Source organism: Kiloniella sp., from assembly GCF_965205715.1.
Classification (GTDB): domain Bacteria; phylum Pseudomonadota; class Alphaproteobacteria; order Kiloniellales; family Kiloniellaceae; genus Kiloniella.
Window position 1 is genome coordinate 2,273,512 of sequence record NZ_CBDBHW010000014.1, and the last position, 19,789, is coordinate 2,293,300.

14 protein-coding genes are annotated in these 19,789 nt (G+C 47.3%); 4 read left to right on the forward strand and 10 right to left on the reverse strand.

Annotated features, from left to right (window positions below):
* Positions 1–97: 97 nt before the first annotated feature.
* The 4 genes from mutT to ACOGW3_RS28035 form a co-directional block, all read right to left on the reverse strand.
* Positions 98–535, reverse strand: a complete 438-nt coding sequence (mutT, locus tag ACOGW3_RS28020) for an 8-oxo-dGTP diphosphatase MutT (protein ID WP_419906013.1) — start codon at positions 533–535, stop codon at positions 98–100.
* A 37-nt stretch (positions 536–572) separates the two neighbouring features.
* Positions 573–1,805 (reverse strand): bifunctional glutamate N-acetyltransferase/amino-acid acetyltransferase ArgJ, encoded by a 1,233-nt coding sequence (argJ, locus tag ACOGW3_RS28025; RefSeq protein ID WP_419905921.1) that lies wholly within the window; start codon positions 1,803–1,805, stop codon positions 573–575.
* Positions 1,806–1,892: 87 nt separating this feature from the next.
* Positions 1,893–2,834 (reverse strand): foldase protein PrsA, encoded by a 942-nt coding sequence (locus ACOGW3_RS28030; protein ID WP_419905922.1) that lies wholly within the window; start codon positions 2,832–2,834, stop codon positions 1,893–1,895.
* 121 nt (positions 2,835–2,955) lie between these two features.
* Positions 2,956–4,254, reverse strand: a complete 1,299-nt coding sequence (locus tag ACOGW3_RS28035; RefSeq protein WP_419905923.1) for a peptidylprolyl isomerase — start codon at positions 4,252–4,254, stop codon at positions 2,956–2,958.
* A gap of 233 nt (positions 4,255–4,487) precedes the next feature.
* On the opposite strand from ACOGW3_RS28035, the gene secA reads away from it, so the two are divergent.
* Together secA and ACOGW3_RS28045 are read left to right on the forward strand one after the other, a co-directional pair.
* Positions 4,488–7,160, forward strand: coding sequence for a preprotein translocase subunit SecA (gene secA, locus ACOGW3_RS28040; RefSeq protein WP_419905924.1), 2,673 nt, complete (start codon positions 4,488–4,490; stop codon positions 7,158–7,160).
* 142 nt (positions 7,161–7,302) lie between these two features.
* Positions 7,303–8,061 carry a hypothetical protein gene (locus tag ACOGW3_RS28045; RefSeq protein ID WP_419905925.1) on the forward strand — a complete coding sequence of 253 codons (759 nt, stop codon included), beginning with the start codon at positions 7,303–7,305 and terminating at the stop codon, positions 8,059–8,061.
* 16 nt (positions 8,062–8,077) lie between these two features.
* On the opposite strand, the gene ACOGW3_RS28050 is transcribed toward ACOGW3_RS28045, so the two are convergent.
* Both ACOGW3_RS28050 and acdA read right to left on the reverse strand, forming a co-directional pair.
* A complete protein-coding gene (locus ACOGW3_RS28050) occupies positions 8,078–9,691 on the reverse strand; it encodes a thiamine pyrophosphate-binding protein (protein ID WP_419905926.1) in 1,614 nt (537 codons plus the stop codon).
* 123 nt (positions 9,692–9,814) lie between these two features.
* Complete coding sequence (acdA, locus tag ACOGW3_RS28055) at positions 9,815–11,095, reverse strand: 3-sulfinopropanoyl-CoA desulfinase (protein WP_419905927.1); 1,281 nt, start codon at positions 11,093–11,095, stop codon at positions 9,815–9,817.
* 125 nt (positions 11,096–11,220) lie between these two features.
* On the opposite strand from acdA, the gene ACOGW3_RS28060 reads away from it, so the two are divergent.
* The gene (locus ACOGW3_RS28060) at positions 11,221–12,114 is read left to right on the forward strand and encodes a LysR family transcriptional regulator (protein WP_419905928.1); all 894 of its coding nucleotides are present in this window, start codon (positions 11,221–11,223) and stop codon (positions 12,112–12,114) included.
* A 162-nt stretch (positions 12,115–12,276) separates the two neighbouring features.
* A complete protein-coding gene (locus ACOGW3_RS28065) occupies positions 12,277–14,325 on the forward strand; it encodes a molybdopterin-containing oxidoreductase family protein (RefSeq protein WP_419905929.1) in 2,049 nt (682 codons plus the stop codon).
* Between the two features lie 99 nt (positions 14,326–14,424).
* Here ACOGW3_RS28065 and ACOGW3_RS28070 read toward each other — a convergent pair whose 3' ends face one another.
* The 4 genes from ACOGW3_RS28070 to ACOGW3_RS28085 form a co-directional block, all read right to left on the reverse strand.
* Positions 14,425–15,381, reverse strand: a complete 957-nt coding sequence (locus tag ACOGW3_RS28070) for an acetyl-CoA carboxylase carboxyltransferase subunit alpha (RefSeq protein ID WP_419905930.1) — start codon at positions 15,379–15,381, stop codon at positions 14,425–14,427.
* 212 nt (positions 15,382–15,593) lie between these two features.
* Positions 15,594–16,583: an HpcH/HpaI aldolase/citrate lyase family protein gene (locus ACOGW3_RS28075; RefSeq protein WP_419905931.1), complete on the reverse strand. Its 990-nt coding sequence runs from the start codon at positions 16,581–16,583 to the stop codon at positions 15,594–15,596.
* Positions 16,584–16,771: 188 nt separating this feature from the next.
* Positions 16,772–17,695 carry a site-specific tyrosine recombinase XerD gene (gene xerD / locus ACOGW3_RS28080; RefSeq protein WP_419905932.1) on the reverse strand — a complete coding sequence of 308 codons (924 nt, stop codon included), beginning with the start codon at positions 17,693–17,695 and terminating at the stop codon, positions 16,772–16,774.
* Between the two features lie 3 nt (positions 17,696–17,698).
* Positions 17,699–19,516 carry a hypothetical protein gene (locus ACOGW3_RS28085; protein WP_419905933.1) on the reverse strand — a complete coding sequence of 606 codons (1,818 nt, stop codon included), beginning with the start codon at positions 19,514–19,516 and terminating at the stop codon, positions 17,699–17,701.
* Positions 19,517–19,789 lie beyond the last annotated feature (273 nt).

Here is a 19,789-nt window from a genome sequence, read left to right on the forward strand (position 1 = left end):
GACGGCTAAAAGCTCCCCTCCAGATAATTAATTAAGCAGCTTGTTCAAGTTCATACATCGGCAAATATAATAACTTACAAGCTCCATAGAGGGTATTTTACAGTAAATCTCGCAATAATGCTACCAGAGGCTCATCCGCAGGGGGCATTTCGTAATCCCGAAGGCGTAGAGGGCGCACCCAGACAAAATTTTGCCCCTCCAAAGCCGTAACCTGACCTTCCCATATCCGACATACAAACAGGGGCATCAGTAGGTGAAAATCATCGTAGCTATGAGAGGCAAAAGCTATTGGAGCGAGGCAGCTGGACCTCGTATCAATGTCGAGTTCCTCTTTTAACTCTCGGACCAAGGCTTGTTCAGGCGTTTCTCCGGGATCAACTTTGCCCCCTGGAAACTCCCAAAGACCCGCCATGGATTTCCCCTCGGGTCGTTGAGCCAGCAATATTCGTCCGTCGACATCAACCAGCGCTGCGGCAGCAACAAGGACAATCGGCTTTGCCGAGGCATCTCTCGTCTCAGCTGCCCAGCAGCCCATATCTTCTTTTGTAGAACTCATGGATATTTATCTCTAACTAGCTTCGATAATCGGCATTAATTTCGATGTATCCATGGGTTAGATCACATGTCCAGACAGTAGCAATACCGGAACCGACCCCGACATCAACGGCAATGTCGATATCCTGCCCCTTCATGTGTGCAGCGACAGGTGCTTCGTCAAAATCCTCTACTCTTTGGCCATCTTTTGCGATCGTAACACCGCCCATAGCAATCGATAGCTTGTCCCGATCGGCATGTTCCCCTGATTTACCAACAGCCATGACGACACGTCCCCAATTAGCATCTTCGCCAGCAACAGCCGTCTTAACCAGAGGAGAATTAGCTATTGCGAGTCCGATTTTTCTTGCTGCCGCATCACTCTCCGCACCAGAGACAGAGATACTCACAAACTTAGTTGCGCCCTCTCCATCGCGAACCACTTGGTGAGCGAGGTCCTTTAGCAAGATATTCAACGCGTCGACAAAATCAGACAATTCCGGAGCGTTAATGTCATGATAAATTTCATTGCCCGCCTTACCAGTTGCACAAAGCAAAACCGTGTCACTTGTGGACGTATCGCTATCAACTGTTATGGCATTGAAAGAAAGATCAGCTCCGCGTGAAATAAGAGACTGCACAACAGCAGAAGGGAGAGCTGCATCAGTTGCGATGAAGCTTAACATGGTTGCCATATCAGGCGCGATCATCCCCGAGCCCTTGGCAATACCATTAATAGTTACTTTTTTGCCATCGATTTGGGTTACGACGCTAGCCCCTTTCGCAAAGGTATCCGTTGTCATAATTGCTTCTGCTGCGGCTTTCCAGTTCTGGGAAGACAAATCTACTTTAAGGTCTCCCAGAGCCGAGGTTAACCTCTCATCAGGGAGAGGCTCACCAATTACACCGGTGGAAGCAATGTAGATATTTTCTTTTGCACAACCAAGTTCTGTAGCCGTTGCATCTACAGTGCGAGCTACGGATTCACTACCCAATCGACCAGTGAAGGCATTTGCATTACCTGAATTGACAACCAGCGCCCGGATTTGTCCATATTTGAGGTGTTCCTGACAACATTCAACAGGGGCAGACCGGGTCAAAGAACGCGTAAGAACTCCCCCAATTGTCGACCCTTCATCGAAGGCCATCAACAGGACATCGGTACGTCCTTGGTACTTGATACCGCAAGCTCGGGTCGCGAGTTGTACGCCATCAATCACAGGCATTTCTGGAAAGCTCGCTGGAGCCAGTGGAGATTTTTGAAGCTCCATTGCATCATCCTCAAATCAAATAAAACACCCGGTTATCATAATCCGGAGACAAAAAGGGCCCGGATTTCAACCCGGGCCCTTTTTATATTATTCACTGACAGCTTTGTCAGCTTCTTCTGGAGTTGGCTCTTCAGTTTCAGCGCCAACAATTTCGATTTCGACGCCGGTTTTAAGCCCCTCAACAATAGCCTCATAGGCCGTTCTTGAAAGTTCACCACGAAGTTGTCCATCGAGAGTTTCTTTGGCGGGCTGTTCAGAATCACGCTCATCTTCAACTTTGATTACATGCCATCCGAATTTCGATTGCACTGGAGCTGCAGAATGTTCGCCTGGCTTCATCGCAAAGGCTGCATCAGAGAAAGGTTTAACCATTTGCTCTGCACGGAAGAAACCAAGGTCACCGCCACCTGGGCCACTCGGGCCTGTAGAGTGTTCTTGTGCCAAGACAACAAAGTCGGCACCCGCGTCCAATTGCTTGATCAAATCTTTTCCGGTTTCTTCATCTTCCACAAGAATGTGGCGGGCAGAAACTTCACGTACTGCAGGGTTTTCCAACAGGTAATCCTGATACGCTTTTTCAACAGCAGCGTCGGTTACTTCTTTTTCAAGTTCACGATTGAGATAAACCTCTACCAGGATTCTCTCTTTGATATCGCTGATACGCTTTTGTACCTCTGGATCCTTTTCCAGGCCAGAAGCATCCGCTTTTTGAGAAATAAGTTTAAGATCAACAACCTGCCCTACCAATTCAGGCAAGATAAGTTCGATCTGAGCCTGAGGTATATTCGGGATACTCTCAGCAAATTTCAGAACCTCGGAACGACGAATTTCGAGATCACCCACTTTAGCCATAACAGGATCATCGGCTGCTGGGGTTTCTGCACCAGTATCAGATACTGTTTCTGAAGCCATCATGGCGTCCAAGAATGGAAGAGTTCCCCCCTGCTGCCCATAAGAATAGCCAAAATATGCTGCACCGAGCAGGGCCGCACCGCCAATTAATGGGAACAAAATCTGTTTTGCAGACATTTAGAGATAACTCCTAGTTATATATATTATGGGGATGGCTTTTAGCCTCATTCCCCCCTTTTGTCGACCAGCAGATAATCTCAAGACTGTGTCAAGAGAAAGACCGCTCATGTTTTTTTGATTATTTAGCAGGGAACACAGATATGTCAGCCTCTTTTCTCAGATCTCTCACCATAACTGCGACCAAATCACGACTAACCATCTCTTTTATTTCCCCACGCATTGCTTCGAACGTTGGTTGCTTAACTTCGCGCTTATCTTCCAGTTTAATAACGTGCCAGCCAAATTCTGTTGAAACAGGCGTTTTTGTAAACTCCCCCCTCTTCAACTCAAAGGCCGATACTGCAAATTCAGGGTCCATATCCTTGCGTCGAAACCACCCGAGATCACCACCTTTACCTGAGGATGGTCCACGTGAAAATTTCTTGGCAAGCAGAGGAAATTCTGCGCCATTTTCAAGGGCAATAATTAAAGCCAAGGCTTCATTACGTGTATCAACCAGAATGTGTCGAGCGCGAATCTCTGCATTGGTTATGTTATCGCGCAAAAGTGCAAAATAGCGCTCTTTCAACATACTTTCGGAAATCATCTCATCGAGCTGTTGTTCCAAATAGGCGTCACGTATGATCTGCTCTTCAGCTAATGCCAGCTTTCTTTTTACTTCATCATTACGATCAACATCCGCATCGGCGCCCGCGTGTGCTAATAACTTCAAATCAATCGCCCGATCTAAAAGAAGCGGGAACATAGTTTCCAATTGACCTTGATACTGCTCAGGAAGCTTACGTGCTGCCTGCATAATGTCTTGCCAATAGATACGATCACCTTCAACGATTGCAACAACTGGATTTTCCTTGGCCAAACGTGACAATTCGGTTGCTTCCGGCGTTGCTTCTTCCGCTGTGTCCTCTTGAGAGACAACTACGCCTTTTACCGTCGAAGCGCTGGAAGTCGTCGATGAAGCCGGTAACTGCTCGACAACAATTGTTTTTCCAGGCTGATCTTCCGGAGCTTCCTCTGTAAAACCGGGAGGCGGCGCAAGACCTTCTCGAGCTTGTCCGGGGATTATGATTGGTTCATTTTGTTCTGTCGTCTCTTGAACTATAGGCGCATTAACGGCTGAAGGTAAGGACGCCCCTCCCAGCTCTTCCGTCGTGATACCCTCTTCCTTAGGGGGCACCAAAGGTTTCGCTTCTTCAGAGTTTAACTCTTTGGGTTGCTTTTCTTCCGGATCGGGATTTTCAGTTTCATCGTCGGTCTCCTCCTCATCACCGAAAATGAACTTTAATAGATTTCCACCACTTTTGCGTTGTTCAATTTTATCAGCATCGTCCTTCTCAGGTTCAGCCGTAACTGGTAGAGAAAACGACAGGGCTATGAACAGTGCAACTGCCAAAATACTTATGCGGCGACTAGTCAAATAAAGGGCTCCGGTTTGGGAGAGAAAAAGTATCCGTCTTTAGTACAACAAAGTTGCTACAACCTAAAGCACCTATCAACTATTCTTGTTCATTCATAATATTAAGGTCCTGACACTTAAATTTCACTCCCAGAAAACAGCTTCACATTGACATGAGCCCATGTGAGCCCTATGTCTCACATTGACTTTTAATAACTAATTCTTGAACTGCGTTTTCACGCAAGGGGTCCTCTATGCTCGGCGCGCTTGTGAAACGGATGTTTGGCACTGCCAACGACCGTTACCTAAAAGGCCTAAACTCTATTGTCCTTTCAATTAACAGCTTTGAATCAACAATCGAAGCTCTATCCGATGATGACCTAAAAGGACAAACAGAGAAGTTCCGTACCCGCCTTGAGCAGGGTGAAACTCTTGATGACATTCTCTCTGAAGCTTTTGCGACCGTGCGTGAAGCTTCACGCAGGACCCTTGGCCTCCGGCACTTTGATGTACAGATGATGGGTGGTATCGTTCTTCATCGCGGTATGATCAGTGAAATGGCAACGGGTGAAGGTAAAACCCTTGTTGCGACATTGCCTGTTTATCTTAATGCGATCGAACGCAAGGGTGTCCATGTCGTTACTGTGAACGACTACCTCGCCAAACGTGATGCTGAATGGATGGGACAAATATATCAGTTCCTTGGCATGACTGTCGGCTGTGTTACACCTGGACAAGGTGAAGAAGAGCGTAACCACGCGTATAGTTCTGACATCACTTATGCTACCAATAACGAACTCGGCTTTGATTATCTTCGCGATAATATGAAGTTTGAGATCGACCAAATGGTACAACGTGAATTTAACTTCGCGATTGTCGATGAAGTTGACTCCATCCTGATCGATGAAGCCAGAACACCTCTGATTATCTCTGGTCCGGCTGAAGACTCCTCCGAGAGTTACATTACGATCGACAAATACATTCCAGGCCTTGCGGAAGAACACTATGAGCTCGACGAGAAATCTCGCTCGGTGACCCTTACCGATGAAGGTGTCGAATTTGTAGAGAAAAAGCTGAATGATGACGGCGTCATGACTGGCTCGCTCTACGAGATAGAGAACGTCAGCACCCTTCACCATATCAATCAAGCGCTACGGGCTCATAAACTCTTCCAAGTGGATAAAGATTACATCGTCAAAGACAACAAAGTTGTCATCATTGACGAGTTCACAGGACGAATGATGGAAGGTCGCCGCTTCTCTGAGGGTCTGCATCAAGCGCTAGAGGCAAAAGAAAACGCGGATGTTCAGCAAGAAAACCAAACTCTTGCTTCGATCACATTCCAGAACTATTTCCGTCTCTACCCAAAACTTGCAGGTATGACCGGTACAGCGATGACAGAAGCGGAAGAATTCTCTGCAATTTATACGCTAGATGTCATTTCCATGACCACAAATCTGCCTTGTATTCGTGTTGATCATGATGACGAAGTATACCGTACAGGCCTGGAACGAGATACGGCGATCGTCAAACAGATCAAAGAATGTCATGCCCGTAAGCAGCCTGTATTGGTTGGTACCGTGACGATTGAGAAATCGGAATATCTTGCAAACTTGCTGACCAAAGAGAAAATTCCTCATAAAGTTCTGAACGCCAGATACCACGAGCAAGAAGCGATTATCGTTTCTCAAGCAGGTGCTCCCGGTGCTGTTACCATTGCCACAAACATGGCCGGTCGTGGTACCGACATCAAGCTCGGTGGTAATGAGGATATGCGTATCGAGCAAGAGGCTAACTCCATTCCAGATGAAGCTTTACGCAAAACAAAAACAGACGAAATCATTGCTGAAGTTGCAGCAAACAAAGTGATTGTGAATGAAGCTGGCGGTCTCTTTATGATTGGTAGCGAGCGTCATGAAAGCCGACGTATTGATAACCAGCTACGTGGCCGTTCTGGTCGCCAATCTGACCCTGGTGCCTCTAAGTTCTTCCTCAGCCTCGAAGATGATCTCATGCGCATCTTTGGTTCTGAACGCATGGATTCTATGCTGCAAAAGCTCGGCCTTGAAGATGGTGAAGCCATTATCCACCCTTGGGTTAACAAGGCCTTGGAAAAAGCTCAGAAGAAAGTCGAAGCACGTAACTTTGAAATTCGTAAAAACATCCTCAAGTTTGATGATGTCATGAACGACCAACGTAAGGTCATTTATGAACAGCGCAAAGAAGTCATGTCCTCTGAAGAGGTAAAAGATACCGTCGCTTCCATGCGCCACGAAGTCCTTGAAGATCTCGTCACCCGCTGCATCCCGGCAAACGCCTATTCAGAGCAATGGGAACTAGATAGCCTGCACGAAGAAGCTATGCGCCTCGTTGCCATGGATCTTCCTGTCAAAGATTGGGCCGAAGAAGAAGGCATTGCTGATCAGGAAATTCTTGATCGCATCCTTCAAGCCAGTGATCAAAAGATGGCAGCTAAAGCGGCTAACTATGGCCCAGAGGTCATGCGCTCTCTTGAGAAACAATTGCTATTGATGGTTCTGGATAAGCAGTGGAAAGACCATTTGCTTTCCCTTGACCACCTCAAACAAGCTGTTGGCCTTCGCGCTTATGGACAAAAAAATCCATTGGACGAATACAAACGCGAAGCCTTTGAGATGTTCGAATCTATGCTTGATGCAGTTCGCGATGAACTGACAATGCTCATGCACCGTTTCGAATTGCAATCTCCGGATTCTGCGCAAGTTCCACGTCAGGAACAGGAAATGCACGAATCTCATCAAGATCAGAGTTTTAGCAAAACTGCTCCGGCTTCGGCTCTGCCCTTTGATCAGGAAGATCCTTCTACCTGGGGTAAAACCAGTCGGAATGCTGCCTGTCCTTGTGGCTCAGGTAAAAAGTACAAGCATTGCCACGGGAAGCTGAATTAAGCCCTCCTCGTAATTCGCTAAAAAAAGGGTGGCTGTTGCCGCCCTTTTTTGTTCCCTCAACTCATAAGAACACTTAGTCTTATCATAAGAGTTTCTCGTGCCTTAAGTCACAATATTCTGATCAGACAAGGGTGAATAATTTATGTGTACTATCGGTGCTATTCATATCTCTGAGGATGAACATTTTCTGTTTAAGAACAAAGATTTTAGCCGTCCTGAATACACTGACCGAATCAAAAGGACTGATCACCTTTGGGGCGCTGAAGGTTTAGAAACATTCTCTGCCGACCCAAATGAGGAAGATATCTATTCTGGCCTATCCATCGGCGCAAACAAACATGGATTATTCGTTGCAGACTCGCACGTTCAAATAACGGGAACCTCTGCTAGTAATTACGACATTTTGGTAGAGACAGCACTCGAACTTGGCCAGGATATAGAAACCGCCCTAACCGCCTTAAGAATACGTATCACTGAAAATCCAAGCTGGTGGGGCAATCTTGTTTTGGCGGATGCATCCGGCACTGCCGCCATTGAAGTGCGTGATAGCCAGCTACAAGTGATCCGTAATCCTTCCAGAATACTTCGTACAAACCACCAGCACCTCCATGGGCCGAATGATGGCCTGGAGAACAATAACAGCAATAGTTATGGACGTTTTGACTGGGGCTCAGGACGGTTAGATAACATTAATCGCATTAATGATATTAAAGCAATGCTGGCTTCACACGATGCAGACACCACACACGGGACACAAACAGGTATTTGTAATCACACTTACAGCCAAACCGTCTGTTCCTACATTCTGCATTACCAAAAAGGCACAACGACCCTGTATTCCCTACAGGGCCAGCCTTGCCGAAAAGTTGGTTATACAGAACAGGAACTCTTTGCTTCCTAGGCCTAAGGTCTAGATATCAAAATTTACCATCGTAGGATTCTCGGCCGATATGTGCTGCGATCAAGGTGAACTTATCTCCCTCAAAAGCACCATCTAAAGCAGATACCATTTCAGCACGGCTCCGCGCATTGATACCTTTGCCTCCCATAGCATCAGCCAGAGCTGCAAAATCAGTCCCCCCGAAGTCCACCGCAAGATTTTCACGTCCACTGCCCCTTTGCTTCAGTTCGATGAGAGCCAATGACTGGTCAACAAAAACGACAACAACTACAGGCAATTTTAAATCCCTGAGCGTAGAGAGTTCACCGAGGATCATCTCCAAACCTGCGTCGCCGGTAAAAGCCACAACAGGAACATCAGGCGCAGCAACCTTTGCCCCCATGGCAAGAGGCAATGCGCACCCCATCGTGCATAGAGCACTTGATTGGATCAGTGTATGTGGCTCTCGGCAAACCCAGAGTTGGCTTTGCAAAATTCGGTGCGCCCCGGAATCTACCGACGCGACACCATGATCGGGCATTGCCTTGCGAACTTCATCGACGATTGCAGCAGGCCCCCAGTCTTCATCGCTGGGGAAAACTGATTTCAACTCAGCTTTTGCAGAAGAAATCTCTCCCTCAACCCAAACAGGTCCAAGATTTAAACCATTTTCAAGCGCCGCAATTGCCGGAGCTATTGACCCGGTAAAAGTATGACTTGAGCGGTGCATGCCGTGAAGGTTGGGCTCCAGAGTAAACTCGGCAACAAACTGCTTACCGGGTTGCCAGACATCCTGCCAGCCATGACGCATCTCAATGGGGTCATAACCTATGAGCAACAGACAATCACTTTGTTCGAGTAAGGGGAGGATCGTCTTGTCAGCCTTTGGAGAAAGCCCTGCTCCACCTAGAGATAATTCATGATCATCAGGAACGATTCCCTTTGCTTTGTAGGTCGCAACAGAGGGAATTCCATGCTTGAGGAGAAACGCCTTAACTTCGGCTTCACAACCTTCGCTCAAAATCTCCAGACCGAGGACAGCAAGAGGGCGTTTGGATTGTGATAATTTTTCACGAACGAGTTTAAATTCAGGGCTCTCAGCAGGTGCTGATAAAAGATAGCTTGGTTGCCATAGTTTAGAGGCACTCTCTTGCACTTTTGCCGCAAGTGAAATTGGAACATCGATATGCACCGGGCCCGGGCGGCCAGACTGGGCAAGGGACAAGGCTTTATCGACAATGCGATCAACCGCACCATCCACAAGGGTAAAGCTTCCTTTAACGACGGGTTCCAAGGCTTTTACGTGGTCAAAAACCTGGTGGGTATAGCTGGCTGCATCAATATCATCGACCCGACCGGTCAAAAACACCAATGGCACCCGCTCTTGGTGAGCATTGGCGATGACGTTGTAGGCATTGGCCATGCCAGGTCCCAGTGTTGCGAATAGTACGCCGGGAGCGCCCGTACGGTGATAAGTGCCTTCGGCCATAAACCCGGCACCATTTTCGTGCTTGGTCAAAATAATCTCAAGGCCGGCATGATCCAGAGCATGCATAACGCTTAACACTTCACCACCGGGAATGCCAAAAGCATGGCGACAACCCGCATCAAAAAGACGTTGGGCCAAGATATCAGCAGTGGTTAAGCTCATGAGCGTACTTTCAAATTTATTTATTACACACAACTATACCTGCCTGCTTCCAGTTAAGGGAACAAGCAGTTTAAAGATTAGAATCATTGGTCGCTAAATAGACTACGCGAATAAGATAAGTTTCTATTTTATCTTTTCGCGAAGATCATCAACAGGCGACTGGCTGGCAGGATAAGACATATAGCCATCTCTTGTCTGTGGGAATTTACGTCCTAACAGGTCAGAAGCGATCACATTTCTGAGAACTTGTGCTGTACCGCCACCAATCGTAAACATCCGTGCATCACGAACCATGCGTTCAACCGGATTGTTCCGAGAATAGCCCGCCGCACCATGCATTTGTAGTGCGTTATTGGTTACATTCACCGCCATCTCAGATGTGAAAAGTTTAGCTTGAGCCGCTTTCATTTTATCAGGGAAACCTTCACCGGATACTGCTTCATTGATCAAAGCCCGAGCCGCACTTATTTGAACGGACATATCCGCCAGCATCCACTGTAATCCTTGAAACTCACTTATGGGACGACCAAACTGTTCACGCTTTTGAATGAAGGTTTCAGCCTGTTCATAGGCTCCTACAGCCAAACCAAGGGCAACAGCCGCCGCCCCGACACGTTGGCCGTTATAGGCGGTCATTAAATCGCCAAAGCCTTTGCGAATGCCGGAAGGGGGTTGCAACATCATATCCGCGGGAACATGGAGGTCGCGTAAGTAAATTTCAGTTTCCGGAATTCCACGCAGCCCCATGGTCGGCTCTCGCTTACCAACGGATAATCCCTCTGCACCGGGCTCACCTCGAACCACGATAAAACCTGCGATACCCTGAGGTTGATCGTTTTCATAAACCCGGGAAAAAATGAGGTGTAAACGGGAAACGCCGCCGCCTGTAATCCAGTGCTTTTTCCCATTTAACACATAGCCATCACCAACTTTGTCAGCGCGTGTGGTCATATCGGTCGCAGCAGATCCACTTTCAGGTTCTGTAATACATATCGCAGGCTTATCGCCATCAAGAACAAGTTCTGCTGCAAGCTTTTTTTGCTTTTCAGAACCATAAGCCATGATGGCCCCAACGGCCCCCATATTGGCTTCAACGGCAATTCGCCCTGTTACACCACAAGCCTTGGCAACTTCTTCAACAAGGACAACGGCTTCGCGATACCCGAGCCCTTGGCCGCCATAAGCTTTGGGAATAGTCATCCCCATGAAACCGGCATCTCTTAGTGCAAAACAGTTTTCCCAGGGATAGATCTCTGTCGTGTCGATAGAAGCAGCCCGGGGAGCAAAAACGTTTTGGGCAAGATCTCTGGCTCGCTCACGAACACCCTCTAAACGAAAAGTACTCGATTTATCTTTAATATCAGCACCTTCAAGAGCGGAGATCCGATCTAGGTCAGCAAGCATGAGATTTTACTCCAATGAATTATATGTTCTTTTGGTTCCTTAATTATCTCGCGCTTGCTTTCTTCAAATCAAACGAATTAAAATAACTTCTTACTTCAATTTATTTGATGCTATTTGATATAACCATGGGTATTCGCCATCTACGTGCATTGTTGGAAATTTCAAAGACTGGTAGCTTCCAGGCTGCAGCTGAACGTATGGGGCTAACCCATTCAGCGGTTAGCATGCAAATGAAAGCGCTGGAAGAAGAATTACAGACAGAACTATTTGATCGAAGTCGTCGACCTCCTGATCTCAACCCCACAGGCCTGCGCCTGCTGGAAAAGGCACAAGAGATCATTTCTCTCTACGATTCCCTTACAGAGGCCGGATCAAACAAAGATGATCTTTCAGGCCTTCTTCGCTTGGGGGCGATACCAAGCGCAACAACCTCATTTTTACCTGAAGCTTTAGCACAATTGGGTCAAAAACATCCAAGACTTCAAGTTCGCCTTGAAAGCGGCCTGAGTACAGAATTAACCAGGGAACTTCTTCAGGGAAAGTTCGATTGCATTATTATTACCCAAGCTCAACGTTTGGATGACGCTCTCAAATCAACGGCTCTACGCGAAGAACGCCTTGTGGTTATCGCCCAGAAGAATATTGAGAATGAGAAAATTTCCCGTTCAAAAGACGGCGACATCGCCCTTCTTGATCACTTACCATTTGTACGCTTCAATCATCTCACTGGGGTAGGCCGGGTGATCGAACAACATTTGCGGAATAGAGGAACCAATCTACGCGAAGTTATGGAACTTGATTCTCTCGAAGCTATTCAGCGTATGGTCGCCAAGGGTTTGGGTGCCGCAATCATTCCAGAGAGCAGCTTAGAAGAAGGCTCTAACTTACTCATTCGTCCTTTTGGTAAACCTGTTGCCACGAGAAAGGTCTCCCTAGTTGAAAAGCACCGGGGACAAAGGCCTGATCTGACAAGTGCACTCACTGAAATTCTGAAGGATGCTCTAACGACAAATTTATAATGCTAACCAGAAAAATGGCTCCATCAACTTCTCACAAACGGACCTACGAATAGTACAGATTGGTTCTATGCTGACCCTATCTTCTTCTTTTCGTGGAACGAGATATTTGTCAGGACAGAATATTATAGCGTTTGACCAAAAGCGCATGGAGCCCGTACCAACATGACGACCTCAACAAACATACAAGAAAAACCGAGCGTATGCCCTCTCGATTGCCCAGATACATGCAGCCTGTCAGTCTTAACTGATGGAGAGAAAGTCATTGAGGTTCGCGGATCAAAAGCCAACCCCTATACAGCTGGTGCCATTTGTAAAAAAGTGTCGAGCTATTATCCAGACTTTATCCATGGAGACCGTCGACTAACACAACCTCTTCTTCGAACGGGTCCCCGTGGCTCATTAGAATACAGCCCGATAAGCTGGGAAGAAGCTCTTGATCGTGTCCATGCTGGTCTAACTCAAGCAATAGAAAGGCACGGCCCGGAATCCGTTCTGCCTCTCAATTATGCAGGCCCTCATGGACAGCTCGCAGGGGGATCTATGGACTTTCGGTTTTTCCATAAACTGGGAGCGACACAACTCGACAGAGGACCACTATGTGGCGCCGTCAGGGGTACGGCCTACACCAGCCTCTTTGGAAATGCGCCAGGTATGGAGCCGGAACAAGCTGAGAAATCAGATCTTCTGGTGATCGCCAGCAACAACATCACAGTGTCTAACCTTCACCTCGCCCGCATCATCAAGGCCGCCAAGAAGAATGGGGCAAAGCTGATCGTAATCGATCCAAAGAAAATCAAGATTGCAGAACAGGCAGATCTCTATCTACAGATAAAGCCGGGTACGGATATTGTTCTTTTCCTCGCCTTGGCAGCAGAACTGGAAAAACGTGGAGCTTTGGACGATGCGTTTATTGACCGCTGGGTCCATGATTTTGATGACTATATGAAAGCAGCAAGGAAGTATTCATTAGAAGATGCTTCAGATATTTGCCAGCTGCCTCTCAGTCAAATTCAAGAATTTTTGAGCTATTACACAGCCGCCCAAAATGTTTCGATGTCGTTTGGTAACGGTGCGGAACGCGGGATCAATGGCGGATCATCCATCCGGGCAGCAATGGCCCTGCAAGTCCTTAGTGGCAATATGGGCCGCCCAGGAGCTGGAATCATAGCCAAACAAGGGCTCGCCTTTCCAGCAACATCGGCCAAGCTACGAAGACCAGATCTTGCTCCCGAGGGGACAAGGATGCTGAACATTGTCGAGGTGGCAAAACACATCCTTGATGATAGCTTGGCACCCCCAATCAAAGCCGTCTTCATATATAACCACAACCCTGTGTGCACCCATCCCGATCAAAACCGGATGCGCCGCGCCCTCAGCCGGGAGGACGTCTTTATTGTTGGCTGTGATGTGGAGATGAACGACAGCATGGCTTTCGCTGATATCATACTTCCAGCCGCGAGCCATTTTGAATTCCCGGATATCTATGCAGCTTACGGCCAAGCGCACCTACAGCGCGCAGAACCCGTAATCCCGACGGTAGGTCAATCACTTGCCAATACCGAAATATTCCGTCGTCTCGCGGCAAAATTTGGCATGGATGACTTGTTGTTTAAAGCCGATGACTATGAGCTCATGGATGATGCATATGATGGGAAATCCCCACAAATGAAGGGCATGAAACCAAGAGAGATACCACTCGATCGATCCCTTCCCATGTTGGCTGAGAACGATCAGGAACTTGTTATGTGCAAAACGGTTTTTCCTGCCACAGAAACCGGAAAGATAGAGCTCTTTTCACAGGATCTTGAAAATAAATTCGGCTACGGATTACCGAGGTTCGCTGAAGTTCCCAAATCGTATCCCCTAACACTGATAACACCCTCTTCAAGCAAGAGAACCAATGCCACTTTTGGCGGCAATAGAGAATCAATGGGAATTGAGAAACTCGAAATTCACCCGACTGATGCCCGGGATAGAAATATAAAAGCGGGCGATAAAATCAAAATCTGGAATGATCTGGGCGAAGTCTATTTGAGTGCTGATATCACTGACAAAGTTAAACCCGGGACAATCTATTCGCCCAAAGGGACTTGGCTTGGGTCTAGTGGTAGCAACCAAACTGTGAATGCACTCATAAATGCAGACTTAAAAGCTGATATCATGGAAGGCGCTTGTTACAACGACACCTTTGTTGATATTGCGGTAATATAACTCGCGGTAATATTACTCAAGGTCAGCACGTCTCCATTGAGAACAAAAAAAAGGGCAACTTTTTCAGTTGCCCTTTTCTATTTCTATGAGGAATAGCCTTTAAAGACCATTCTGACCCATTTCGAGAAATTTATCACGTCGTTTTTGACGAAGTTCAGCACCGTCAAATTCCAGAAGCCCTTTGAGGTGATTTTCAATGCTATCACCCAGGGCGTTCATGCAGTCTTCTTTGGCTCTGTGAGCTCCACCCAAAGGCTCGCTGATGACTTCATCAATCACACCCAAGGTTTCAAGATCTTGTGCTGTCAATTTAAGAGCCTCAGCAGCTTCTTTTGCCTGATCACCAGAACGCCAAAGAATAGATGCACAGCCTTCTGGAGAAATCACTGAGTAAATTGAGTGCTCGAGCATGAGAACTGTATTCGCGGCGGCAAGTGCAATCGCCCCACCGGAACCACCCTCACCAATAACGGCAGAGATCAAGGGAACTTTAATCGCAAGGCATTTTTCAATACTACGGGCAATTGCTTCTGACTGACCACGTTCTTCGGCACCAACCCCTGGATAGGCGCCAGCGGTATCAACCAATGTAATCACGGGTAAATTAAAACGCTCAGCCATATCCATAAGGCGTTGGGCTTTACGATAACCTTCAGGACGCGCCATGCCAAAGTTATGTTTAACCCGGCTGTGCATATCCGCGCCTTTTTCCTGGCCGATTACAACAACGGATTGCCCACGGAACCGCCCGAGGCCACCAAGAATCGCAAAATCTTCGGCAAAGGCACGGTCTCCTGCGAGGGGAGTATAATCCTCTATCAGGTGCGCGATGTAGTCTTTGCAATGTGGACGATCAGGGTGACGCGCAACAAGCGTCTTCTGCCATGCACTGAGCTTGGTGTAAGTTTGGCGCAACAGTTTGTCTGCTTTTGCTTCCAATTTGGAAACTTCATCAGCGATGTTCACATCACTGCTGCTATCAGACAAATGTCGCAAGCCTTCAATTTTGCCTGCGAGCTCGGCGATCGGTTTTTCGAAATCTAGGAAATTTTGCATGAAGCGTTGTCTATCACAAAGTCAAATTCAGTCAACAAATATAGTGAATAATGATCCCGGGAAAAAGAATATATTCAAGCTTTAGTATAGAAAGAGGCCACTTAATGCGATTTCCATGCTTTCCTCACAAAAGATGACGCCCAAACACAGTACAGGCGACCCATGGAGGCCGCCTGTAGAGAAGTTACTGCACTTCAAAAGTAAGTAAATAATTATATAGCCTGATCAGCAGCAGCAATCTCTTTAGCTTTATCAACCATAACTGTGGCCTGTCGAATAGAGGCTATATCGATCAAACGTCCATCGAGAGATACAGCGCCCTTGCCTTCTCGCTGCGCCTGTTCCATCGCTTCGAGTATTCTGTTGGCTTTGGTTACTTCGGCCTCGGAGGGGCTGTTTACTTCGTTCGCAATACCAATTTGGCTTGGATGAATGGCCCACTTCCCTTCGCAGCCAAGTATAGTGGCGCGGTTTGCCTGGGCTTTAAATCCTTCGGGGTCAGAATAATCACCAAAAGGACCATCGATCGGCCGAAGACCATTTGCACGGGCAGCAACCACCATGCGAGCGATTGCATAATGCCACATATCACCCCAATGGAAATCACGGGGAGCATCGCCATCGATATCAGTCAGCACGCCATACATCGGGTTGGGCCCACCGATACCTGTTGTTCTTGCTTTTGTTGATGCTGCGTAATCAGCAACGCCAAAATGTAGGCTTTCATTGCGTTTTGAAGCTGCAGCTATTTCATTGATATTCTGCATCCCCAGGGCAGTTTCGATAATCATTTCAAAACCAACGCGTTTTTTTCGTCTCTTTGCAGTCTCAATCTGGGTACACAGCATATCGATCGCATAGATATCAGAAGCGGTCCCAACCTTAGGGATCATAAAAAGGTCAATACGATCGCCAGCTTGTTCCAATACATCAATGACATCGCGATACATATAAGGTGTATCCAGGCCATTGATCCGAACCGACAGCGTTTTGTTTCCCCAATCAATATCGTTGATTGCTTCAATCACGTTCTTCCGTGCTTGCTCTTTATCGTCTGGAGCAACTGCATCTTCCAGATCGAGAAAGATGACATCCGCTTTGGACGCAGCTGCCTTTTCAAACAGAACAGTATTGCTACCGGGTACAGCTAATTCACTGCGGTTTAATCGAGATGTCGCCTCTTCTGGAATCGTAAAGCTCATTACTTGCTCCCTCTATGCATTTTTATGCGTTATATTTTTATTGTGCACTGCAGCATAAACTTTGCCCGGAGATATTTGATCTGTCAACTAAACTGTCAATTTTCCATATCAAAGGATACCCAAGTCCGAAGAGACCAGAGTTACGACATTAAACTAAGAGAATACAGAAAGGCTCAGCCGAAAGGCTGCTACCCCTTATTAGATAAGGGGTGATGATCCAAAACCAGGCGCTGTAACCGGTCCTGTAATACATGGGTGTAAATCTGGGTTGTTGATATATCTGAGTGCCCAAGCATTTTTTGAACAGACCTCAAATCGGCCCCATTTTCCAATAGGTGCGTTGCAAAAGCATGCCGCAAAATATGGGGCGATATTTTCTTGGGATCAATACCACTTTTTATCGCCAGTTCTTTAAGAAGCTGACCAACCCTATGTCGCGTTAAGTGACCACTTTTCCCACGGGAAGGAAAAAGCCACCCCTGATCATGACCTGCGACTTGATCCCCAGATGACAGAAAAGTCTGTCGTTGAGCAATATAAGTATCCAACGCCTCTCTCGCCGATAAGCTCAGAGGCACGATCCTTTCTTTATTACCCTTGCCGAGGACCGTCAAAATTCTTGGATCGCGTTGGGTCTGGGAAGCTTTTAAAGATACTAACTCGCTTACACGCAACCCAGTCGCGTAAAGTAACTCAACCAGGGCATGGAGACGGACCTCCTCTTTATCCTTTGCATCTCTCGCTGTATCCAAAAGTCTTTCTGTGTCATCCACAGAGAGAAATTTTGGCAACGACTGACCTATTTTGGGAGGATTGATTTCACCAACGGGATTATCGTTTCGTATTCCCTCTTCCATCAGAAACAGAAAATACTGTTTTAGGCTTGAAAGATGTCTGGCCTGGGTTCTCGGGCTTAGATCTTCAGCCGTTAAATCCTCTAGATAGCTCCTGACATCAGAAGGAGTAGCCCGATCAGGTCTTTGGCCTTGCCCTTTCAGGAAGTCAGCAAAACGTTCGAGATCACGTTGATAGGCCTGCAGAGTGTTTAAGCTTGCGCCTCGTTCCGCTGCCATCATCTCAAGAAAGAGAGAAATCCTGGACGAACCGACCATTACCTAAATACCACTAAGCACCGTTGCTTCTATTGCAAGTGCCCTTGCTTCATCTTGGAGACCCACAGAATAAAGCGCCTCGACAACACTACTAAGAGCCAGGCTATGGGTATCACCCGGCCCTTCTTCGCCGAGTATGATCAAACTTAACAAGACAACTTCAGCTAATCGGCTGCCATTTTGGGCATCTTTGAGGGCATAGAGAAGAGCTGCAGAAGGAGCCAAACCAGGTGTAGAGATCTCGAGAGAAGCTAACTCACCCCAACTCAACCGTACATTCTCTCCAAGAGCCTGCATACAACTACGCAGCAGCACCAATTGCTGGTTGATGACTTCGGGCCCAACATCACTTTGTGCGGAAGCCCATCCCTTGAGAGTGCCATAACGCTCACCACCTTCAAGACCCGCCAATCTCGCATAGGGCCACAGAGCTGTAATACTCGCCGCTGCCGTTTGCTCACTCAGCATATACTGGCGAGCGAGCATCAACCAGGCATCCGCTCTTTCTGCATTTCCTGTTACATACAACACCCGACCTGCAGGCAACGCAAACCAGGTTAAATCTGCTGAAGGAGGGATTTCTTTTACCAAGCCAGCGATAACACGTGTCATCAACAAGGCAAGTCCGTCATTTCCAGCGTGGTCTAGCGCTGCTTTGATTATTTCAGCACGTGCGGCCGGAACGGATTGCAACTGGGCAGCCTGCAAAAACAGGGCGCGCGCTTCTGCACCCTCACGGCTAACTTGCCCTCCTACAACACTATCCAACTCTTCAGGTTCAAATTCATATCGACTGTAGAGGTTAACCAGATTAATCGCGTCGATTTCCCCGCTAAACACAGCGCTTTCTGCCGCTGAAATTCGACGTTCAAGAGGATAATCTTCAGAGGCAATTACCCCTATACGAACACCGGGATTAAGAAAATTATCTAACTCAACAGGGATCAATGAATTTGATAACTGGGACAAGGCCCAATGCAATGGCTCAACTGTACCTGCACTGGTACCACTGAACTTCACATCAACACCGGAAGCGGCGAGCACGAGTTCAGCAAATAGCGGATCCGAGACCGCTCCTGTTTCACTCAACAGGTCGAGACCAAGGAGGGCTTGATCCGTTTGTTTTTGCAGGAAATGACAATAAATCATTCCCTGTATCCAAAAATTATCACTTCCAGTCGAAGCCATATTTTGGATTACCTGACAAGCCTCCGTAGACTTGCCTGTCATTAAAAGACTATCGCTGCGGAGTTTTGCTTGCTGCTCACTGTCGGAACGAGAGGGCACACGCTGAAAGAGATTTTCAAGATCGCTATAAGAACCGAGTTCAGCCAATTTCTGCAGCCGTCGAGAGAGCAAACTTTGCTCCCCTTTCAACGGCCTGTCATCAATAGGGCGGCCGGCGCTAGAAAGCAAAAGCCGCCGCGCGAGTGAGTTCCCTACTGAAGAACTATAGCGGACAGGCATCTGAGAAATCAGAGAGTATACATCCTGAAGCGAACTCTGCCGCCACATGTCATACCCGAGACCGCCCTGGCCAAGACCAAGGGTGCCAATGGTATCGAGATCGAGCCCACCAAGGCTATTTACCTGAATGCCGCCAGAGCTAATGGTTTCCGTATCTATTGTTGAACTCGGAATATCATTAGAACCGGTCCCCGCCAGAGGCAAAACAGTTGTCGGTTGCTCTGTGATCAATTGCGTCTGCGCCAAGGCAGATCCCATAAAACCGACCGACGTCCCTATGGAAAGCGTCAGCGCAGTTCCCATAAGAAAATATTTTGAAATACGCCTGATCATACTAATTCGTAAGGCGGTCATTGGGGATAACCTTTTCCACTTTGGAAGAAGGTGCAGGAATGTCCCACGTCAGAAGGAATACCCCTCCTGCGAGTAAGGCACCGATAAGAACGACAAATAGGAAAAGGGCAAATTTCTGCATGGAGCGCTAGATTAACTCTATCTAAGGGGTCAAAAAAATTCATCACACTGCCCCAGATCTATCACTAGAGTGTGGCAAGATTGGGACAGTCTAAAACCTTGTCCCCCAATCTGTAAACAACCTGTTGAATTCATACCCCTTTGATAAAGTTT

What these genes read in the sequence shown, in the direction of transcription:
- xerD (WP_419905932.1), bottom strand. Translation starts at nt 17,695, where the DNA reads ATGGTCGGTTCGTCCAGGATTTCTCTCTTTCTTGAGATGATGGCAGCG.
- ACOGW3_RS28050 (WP_419905926.1), bottom strand. Translation starts at nt 9,691, where the DNA reads ATGAGCTTAACCACTGCTGATATCTTGGCCCAACGTCTTTTTGATGCG.
- ACOGW3_RS28045 (WP_419905925.1), top strand. Translation starts at nt 7,303, where the DNA reads ATGTGTACTATCGGTGCTATTCATATCTCTGAGGATGAACATTTTCTG.
- ACOGW3_RS28060 (WP_419905928.1), top strand. Translation starts at nt 11,221, where the DNA reads ATGGGTATTCGCCATCTACGTGCATTGTTGGAAATTTCAAAGACTGGT.
- acdA (WP_419905927.1), bottom strand. Translation starts at nt 11,095, where the DNA reads ATGCTTGCTGACCTAGATCGGATCTCCGCTCTTGAAGGTGCTGATATT.
- ACOGW3_RS28085 (WP_419905933.1), bottom strand. Translation starts at nt 19,516, where the DNA reads ATGACCGCCTTACGAATTAGTATGATCAGGCGTATTTCAAAATATTTT.
- mutT (WP_419906013.1), bottom strand. Translation starts at nt 535, where the DNA reads ATGGGCTGCTGGGCAGCTGAGACGAGAGATGCCTCGGCAAAGCCGATT.
- ACOGW3_RS28030 (WP_419905922.1), bottom strand. Translation starts at nt 2,834, where the DNA reads ATGTCTGCAAAACAGATTTTGTTCCCATTAATTGGCGGTGCGGCCCTG.
- secA (WP_419905924.1), top strand. Translation starts at nt 4,488, where the DNA reads ATGCTCGGCGCGCTTGTGAAACGGATGTTTGGCACTGCCAACGACCGT.
- ACOGW3_RS28070 (WP_419905930.1), bottom strand. Translation starts at nt 15,381, where the DNA reads ATGCAAAATTTCCTAGATTTCGAAAAACCGATCGCCGAGCTCGCAGGC.
- ACOGW3_RS28075 (WP_419905931.1), bottom strand. Translation starts at nt 16,583, where the DNA reads ATGAGCTTTACGATTCCAGAAGAGGCGACATCTCGATTAAACCGCAGT.
- ACOGW3_RS28065 (WP_419905929.1), top strand. Translation starts at nt 12,277, where the DNA reads ATGACGACCTCAACAAACATACAAGAAAAACCGAGCGTATGCCCTCTC.
- argJ (WP_419905921.1), bottom strand. Translation starts at nt 1,805, where the DNA reads ATGGAGCTTCAAAAATCTCCACTGGCTCCAGCGAGCTTTCCAGAAATG.